Origin of the sequence: Falsirhodobacter xinxiangensis, assembly GCF_004959935.1 — a bacterium.
Taxonomy (GTDB): domain Bacteria; phylum Pseudomonadota; class Alphaproteobacteria; order Rhodobacterales; family Rhodobacteraceae; genus Falsirhodobacter; species Falsirhodobacter xinxiangensis.
Map to the genome: position 1 here is coordinate 1 of NZ_SMYN01000044.1, position 7,161 is coordinate 7,161.

Below are 7,161 nucleotides of genomic sequence, written 5' to 3' on the forward strand. Positions count from 1 at the left end.
CCCACCGGGTCACGTCTCGGTGGAAATCAACAGCAAAAGCCCCAAAGGCGACATTCATATCCGCTGCAGCGAATGCAGCTGCAGCGCGTGCGCTATCCCCGGTCTAAGGTCGCAGATGAACTCTGCCCGCGGGGTATCCCGATGATCTTCCATTCTGGTCATGCCACGCCCGAGCAGATCCCTTTACGGTATCCTGACGCCATGTTTTTTGGAGAATCCCCGCGTTCCTGCGCAGATCGTTCAGACGTTCCGGCAACGGATCGAAAAAGAGCAACTCGTTGCGTGACTAGGACGTCGCCTTTATGACAAGAACTTCGTGATCGTGCGTGCTTCGCTGGGCTCAATCTGACTGGACTGGCTAAACTGGAAGCCGCGAACGCAACGTTTGCAAAGGTCCTAAGGGGAATGCCGTGAGGCTCGGATTGAGGATACGCAATCCGAGCCGCGGGACAATTCTCCTATCAGTGACGGCGCACAGTTTGGCTGGCGGCAACAGTGGTGATCGGTTGGGACACACCTGTCCGTCCGCCCAGCCACGCGGCCACGGCACCGGCGATCAGCGCAACGAAAGCAGCAATCGCTCCGACAGCCAAGGCGCTTGCCGCTGTTTCGGCAGCTTCGGTTGCGGTTGCCTGAGCTTGATCGACTGTTTCGCGATATTGTTGTTCGATCTGCTCGACCTGCTGTTGCGCTTCGGGCAGTGGAATAGAGCGCATGTCGGCAAGCGCTTGGGCCGCTTCCTGCCGGGCGACCTCACGCCCTGCTTCATCGCTTGTCGCCAAGCCTCGCATGGCATTCAAGGCTCGCTGGCGAAGTGCCTCAGGGTCATTACCTGTAGCCGAGATCTGACGCTCAAGTGCATCAAGCGGGTTTGCATCGTCCAGCGCCGGGCCTGCCGCCTGCGCCACTGTTTGGCTGACGCCGCCAATCGCAGCCGTGACACCGCTGAAAGCGCCACCCACAACCGCACCCACAGACGATGTCAGCAAATAGAGCATAAGGAGCGTCGTCACAGCCCATGCGGTCAGACCATGAAGCCCACCAAGATGGGCATCCGTGCGACCAGAAAGACGCGCTGCCACAAGCCCGCCAGCAAATGCTGAAACGATCCCCGACACCGCATACCAGATCGCCGAGGCCACCGAGAACGTCGCCGCCGCAGGGTTGTCGCCCGTGCCCGGGTCGAGGGTCGCGGCGCCGATACCAACCCCTAGCATTGTCAGAAGGACGTGAACCACGAGGGCGACTGCCACCCCAGCAAGAATCGCGCCCCATGATACGTTTTTGAATTGGCCGAGTGTCGCACGCTCTGCGTAGGCGACTGTCCCTTCAGGGTTTGGATTGTATGTCATTGTTGGCCCTCCACACGCGCGCTCCCAATGAGCATCAAAAACGTGCCGATACTCGCCAAACTCCGGTCATTTCGCCGGGTTCCCAAAGCTTGAAGTTGAATAGCCCCGAGTTTCTCAGACGCCTTCACGTCTCATCATCTGCTGCCGCTCGAACTCGGCGGGCGATAACATGCCGTTTCTCGCATGTTGCGCTTCGGGTTGTAGAACATCTCAATGTAATCGAACACGTCCTGCCTTGCGACTTAGGGGCAGCAAATCCACCGGACGTTGCATTTTCACGAAGCCGGGAACACTACGCAGGTAAGCGGGTTCTCACCTGCCACTTCAACGGATTACCCATGCACATCATGCACGTCGCCCTCGGCGGTTGCCTCAAGGCACCACCGGTTCACTATGGCATGTCCGAAGACACGGGCGGCCATATCACCTACGTCCTTGGCGCGGCCGAAGCGCAGGCGCGACTGCCGGGCGTGCGACGCGTGGAGATCGTAAGCCGCGCCTTCCATGACTTCGGCCCAGAGTATGCCGAGGTGGAGACAAAAGTGGCTCCGCGCCTGTTCATCCGCCGTTTGCACACACAGGCGCGCGGCTATCTTTCGAAGGATGCACTATGGGCTGAAATTCCCGAACTGTCGCAGGCCCTGATCGCCGATCTGGCCCGACGCGGGCGTCCCGATGTGCTGCATGCCCATTTCGCCGATGCGGCGGAGGTTGCCTTTGCTGCAGGCGAAGTTTTCGACATTCCGGTCGTCTACACCCCCCATTCGCTCGGATTGGACAAGGCGGGCGCTGCCCTGCGTGAGGCGCGGCGCATCGGTGCAGAACGCCGCGCGATCGCGTCTGCCCCTGCAATCGTCGTCTCCAGCCGCGATGAGGCCGAGCGCCAGATCGCAGCCTATGATACGGGGGCGATCGCGCGGGTGCATCGCGTCACGCCGGGGGTCGCGCCGATGTCTTATGCGCCCGCCGATCTGGCACCGTTGCTGTCCGGTCTGGACAATCCAGACCGCCCGATGATCCTTGCGGTGGCGCGGCCCGTCGCCAAGAAGAACCTCTGCGCGCTGGTCGATGCCTTCGCCACATCGCCCGACCTTCAAGCCTGTGCCAATCTGGTGATCCTATCCGGGCAGCACGCAGTCATCGAGTCCGAAGGGCGAGCCGTGCTGGACGATCTGCACCGACGCGGCGCCGGATGCAAGGGCAGGTTCGCGCTGCCGCCCGCGCATGATACCGCGCAGGTCACAGCACTTTACCGCCATGCCGCACAGGCTGGGGGGGTGTTTGTGAATCCCGCCCTGTTCGAACCATTCGGTCTGACACTGCTGGAGGCCGCGCAGGCGGGGCTGCCCGTCGTCGCCACCCGCCACGGCGGACCTTCGGCAATTCTGGGCGATCTGGACCATGGGCTTCTGATCGAGCCGTCGGACGTCCCAGCCATCGCCCACGCGTGTCTGCGGCTGATCAAGGACCGAAAACTCTGGCGGGAGAAATCGGAAAACGCCCTTGCCGGGATCGACCGCTACGACTGGTCGCGTTATGCTGCCGAAACGCTGGAAATCTATCGCGGCTTGCGCACGACCATGCCCGCGGTCGCGCATGCGCAGCGCCTGCTGGTCTGCGACATCGACAATACTCTCACCGGATGCCGAATCTCCGCAAGCGCCTTCGCGGGCTGGACGACGACCGCACCCCATCCTTTCGTGGTCGCCACCGGGCGCTCGCTCCCCGAGGCGCGCGCCGTGCTGCGCTGCTGGGGCGTGCCGGAACCTGCGGCGTTCATCACCTCGGTCGGGACCGAAATCTTTCTGCGCGGCGAGGACGGCCTGCATCTTTGGCAGGAGTTCGGGGATCGGATCGGCCCCAGCTGGGACAGGGCCGCCGTCAGGTCGAGCCTTGCCGCGCTTGGAATCGACTGGCAACCAGAGGTCGACCAGAAGGCGCACAAGCTTAGCCTTTTCGGCACTGAGCGGGATGCAAGACGCATCCGTCAGGCGCTTCGCAACGCTCGGCTCAGGGCGCTGGTGATTCATTCCCACGGGCGGCTGATCGATGTGCTACCCCCTGCCGCAGGGAAGGCGAATGCCATCGCCGCGCTGGCATCGAGATACCGGCTGGGGCTGGAGCACTGCATCGCAGCGGGCGACAGCGGCAACGATATCGACATGCTGCGCCGCTGCGGCACGGCCATTGTCGTCGGCAACGCGAGCGCGGAGCTTGCTCGCCTGCCACCCCGTCCAGGGCTGATGCGCGTGGACGCGCATTTTGCGGGCGGCGTAATGGAGGGTCTTGCCCGTCTGGGGCTGGCGCAATGACCGCACCCATTGGCTATTTCGTTCACCATCAGGGGCGCGGCCACGCCGAGCGCTGCGCAGCACTGGTCAACGCGATGTCCCGCCCCGTCACCATCTTCTGCGCCCGCGACGACATCTTTCCGCCCCTACGTTCAGGTGTCCGTGTTCTGCGCATTCCCTCGCTGTTCGAGCCGACGGGGGCCGAAATCTATGGCCTCGACCACATTCCGACACCGCAGACGCTGCACTGCGCCCCCTTGGGCTGGCCCGGCATTCGCACCGCCATGGGTGCTATTGCCGGATGGTTCGCCGAGGCCGCACCCGCGCTGATCGTCACCGACGTCTCGGTCGAGATCGCGCAGCTTGCCCGCATCTGCTCGATCCCGCATGTCGCGGTGCTGCAGCACGGCGACCGCAGCGATCCGGGCCATCGTGCCGCCTACGAGGGCGCCGCAGGCATTCTCGCCCCGTTCCATCAGGCACTCGCCCAGCCGGATTGGAACTGGATGCGCGGCCGGATGTTCTTCGCGCCTGGTCTGGGATGTCCGGGCGAAGTTCCTGCCCCAAGCCACGGCGGCGGGGTTCTGGTGATCTCGGGCGGGGGCGGCGACGGTTTTTCGGCGGCACCGCTCGGGGTGGGTGCTCGCGCCTTTCCCGACATGCGATGGACCACCCTTGGCCACGTCAAACGAGATTGGCATGCGACCGAGCCATCAAACCTGACCCATCTCGGCTGGGTGGATAATGTGGCGGACCACATCGCCGGTGCTGATCTGATCGTCGCGTCGACCGGCAACACGACATGTCACCAGGTTCTCGCGGCGGGCAAACCATGGATCGCCGTGCCGGAATGGCGCTACTTCGATGAACAGGTGTTCAAGGCCCGCGCGCTGCACGCCGCAGGGGCGGCATGGCACTCGCCGGCGCTGCCGTCCTCCGCCCATGCATGGCGGCAGACGGTCGAAGCCGCCCGCCGCACCCACGACCCTGACCGCCAGCGCAGCCTTGCCGGCACCGACGGCGCGGCGCGTGCCGCCGAATGGCTGGAGACTCTGGCCATACGCCTGTCGCCCCCGATGCAGCCCGACAACATCATCCCCATCCCCGCAACGTCCTGAGGTGCCCATGTCCGTTTCCATCCTGACCATCGCTAAAGGCCGCGGCGACCACCTGCGCAACGTCATGCTCGGTCTTGCGCGCCAGACCCTCTTCCCGACCGAAGTGATCATCGCACGGATGCAGGACGCGCCCTACGATCTGCCCGAGATGCCCTTTCCCGTGCGCCAGATCCATGTCGCGGGCGAGTTGCCGCTGGCCAAGGCTCGCAACGCGGCGGCGGCTGCGGCGCGGGGCGATCTTCTGGTGTTCCTTGATGTCGATTGCATTCCCGCGCCTACCTTGGTCGCCGATTACGCCGCGCATGATTTCGAAGGCATCCTGATGGGGGAGGTGATGTATCTGCCGGGCGGCGCCACTGCGCCCGGCTGGACAGCCGAGACTTTCGACGCCGTGGCGGTGCGCCATTCCGACCGGCGGGGACCGCCTGAACAAGGCATCGAGATCTGCACCGACTACCGCTGCTTCTGGTCGTTGAACTTTGCCATCCGCGCGGATGCGTTCCGCGCCGTCGGCGGCTTCGACGAACGCTTCACCGGCTATGGCGGCGAGGATACCGATTTCGGCAAGATCGTCGCGACCTCGGGGCGGCCCATCGGCTGGATCGCGGGGGCGAAGGTCTACCATCAATACCACCCCCACCACATGCCGCCCGTCCACCATCTGCACAGCGTCGTCCGCAATGCCGAACTCTTCGCCGACAAATGGGGCTACCGCACGATGGAGCATTGGCTCTACGCCTTCATGCTCATGGGGCTGATCGACAATCACGGCCCCCGCATCCGTATCCTGCGCGAACCGGATGCCGCCGACATCGCCTTCACCCGGCAGGATGCCGATATGCCCTACGCCAATACCCGCCGCATCCTGAACGCGCTGAAGGAACGGCTTGGACTGGAGATCGAGGCGGGTTCCGCCGATCCAGGGCAGAAGGCTCTGCTGCATCCGGTCGCCGCCGAATGAGGATCGCACTGATCGCCCATGTCCGCCATCCCATCGCGCCGCCTTTCATGGGTGGGATGGAAGCGCACAGCTGGCACCTTGCTCGAGCCCTGATGGGGCGGGGCCATGACGTGACGCTATTCGCGGCCGGCGACAGCGATCCGCAATTTTCAATCCATCCCGTCCTGCCCGAGCATTACGAAACCGTCTATCCGTGGAATGACTATGTCGAGACGCATGTGCTGCACGACTACCTTGATAGCGGATTTGCCGCCGCCTGTCGGGCGCTGCTGTACGGAGGGTTCGACGTAATCCACAACAATTCGCTTCACCGCTATCCGCCCCGTCTGGCGCGGGCGCATCGGCTGCCGATGGTGACCTCCCTGCACATCCCGCCCTTCGACACGCTGCACCGCGCGGTCAGGGAAAGCGCCGCCCCTTGGTCGCTCTTCACCGTCACATCGGCCAAGCAGCTGGAATGCTGGTGGCCCGAGGGCCCGCCGCCCGAAGCGCATGTGGTCCACAACGGGATCGACCTGTTGCAATGGCGGCTCCGGGCGAAGGGCGACGGTTCCGCCGTGTGGGCGGGCCGCATCTCGCGCAACAAGGCACCGCATCTGGCGGCGGAGGCGGCGCGGCGGTTAAACCTTCCGCTGACGCTTTTCGGCCATATCGAGGATCGCGCGTATTTCGACGCAAGCATCGCGCCTTTGCTGGGCACGCGCATCCGGTATGGAGGGCACGTGAAAGGTGGTCCACTTGCCGAGGAAATCGGACGCGCTTCGATCCTGCTATTCACGCCGCTCTGGGACGAACCCTTTGGGCTCGTAGCGGTGGAAGCAATGGCCTGCGGCCTGCCGGTCGCGGCGTTGGACATGGGTGCCGCGCGCGAGATCATCGGCGAGGCTGGCTGCTTTGCGCCACCGGACGATCCGGCTGCCTTCGACCGCGCGATCACGCAGGCGCTGGCCATCCCGCGCCCGATCCCCCGCGCGCGGGTTGAACGGTATTTCACGCTGGACCGGATGGTGGGCGGATACGAGGATCTCTATCAGCGGGCTATAGAAGCGCGGAACGCCCATGCACCCGCCGTTGATTTCCCTCCGATCGAATTGCGATTGACGCCGCCGCCAGTCGCCAAACACGCGGGATCGGAAGACGTTCATGAGCCCCCTCCCAATTAAGCGCGCGCGGAGTCGTCGCTACGGATCTCCATCATGCGGGAGCGGCTAGCGACCGTAGATGCCGCCAATTTCGCATCTAACGGAAGGGCCGCATCGTGCATCTGATCTGCCCCCGCTGGTCCCTTGTTCATAACGAAAGTCTGCCGGTTTGAGGTTGGTAGGTGGCGGGTGGTGGCATGGCAAGCGCGGCGGGGGCGGTGTCCTTCAAGTAGCTGCATTGCTGCCGCCGCAAGCCGTTTCTGACCGGTCTTTTTTCACCAGGGGATCGGCCTGCCG

At 64.2% G+C, this 7,161-nt stretch carries 5 protein-coding genes and 1 pseudogene; 4 read left to right on the top strand and 2 right to left on the bottom strand.

The window, feature by feature from the left end:
- Positions 1-461: 461 nt before the first annotated feature.
- Positions 462-1,352 (bottom strand): PhnA-like protein, encoded by an 891-nt coding sequence (locus E2K76_RS19800; protein ID WP_136686162.1) that lies wholly within the window; start codon positions 1,350-1,352, stop codon positions 462-464.
- Positions 1,353-1,466: 114 nt separating this feature from the next.
- Positions 1,467-1,591, bottom strand: a pseudogene (locus tag E2K76_RS20690) (IS3 family transposase); the annotation flags it as partial.
- A 99-nt stretch (positions 1,592-1,690) separates the two neighbouring features.
- Here E2K76_RS20690 and E2K76_RS19805 point away from each other — a divergent pair.
- The 4 genes from E2K76_RS19805 to E2K76_RS19820 are packed head-to-tail and all read left to right on the top strand — an operon-like array spanning position 1,691 to position 6,885.
- Complete coding sequence (locus E2K76_RS19805; protein ID WP_136686163.1) at positions 1,691-3,664, top strand: HAD-IIB family hydrolase; 1,974 nt, start codon at positions 1,691-1,693, stop codon at positions 3,662-3,664.
- Positions 3,661-4,761, top strand: a complete 1,101-nt coding sequence (locus E2K76_RS19810) for a glycosyltransferase (protein WP_136686164.1) — start codon at positions 3,661-3,663, stop codon at positions 4,759-4,761. The genes E2K76_RS19805 and E2K76_RS19810 overlap by 4 nt, the downstream gene beginning before the upstream one ends.
- 7 nt (positions 4,762-4,768) lie before the next feature.
- Positions 4,769-5,722: a glycosyltransferase family 2 protein gene (locus E2K76_RS19815; RefSeq protein WP_136686165.1), complete on the top strand. Its 954-nt coding sequence runs from the start codon at positions 4,769-4,771 to the stop codon at positions 5,720-5,722.
- Positions 5,719-6,885 carry a glycosyltransferase gene (locus E2K76_RS19820; RefSeq protein WP_136686166.1) on the top strand — a complete coding sequence of 389 codons (1,167 nt, stop codon included), beginning with the start codon at positions 5,719-5,721 and terminating at the stop codon, positions 6,883-6,885. Before E2K76_RS19815 ends, E2K76_RS19820 begins: the two co-directional genes overlap by 4 nt.
- Positions 6,886-7,161: the final 276 nt, after the last annotated feature.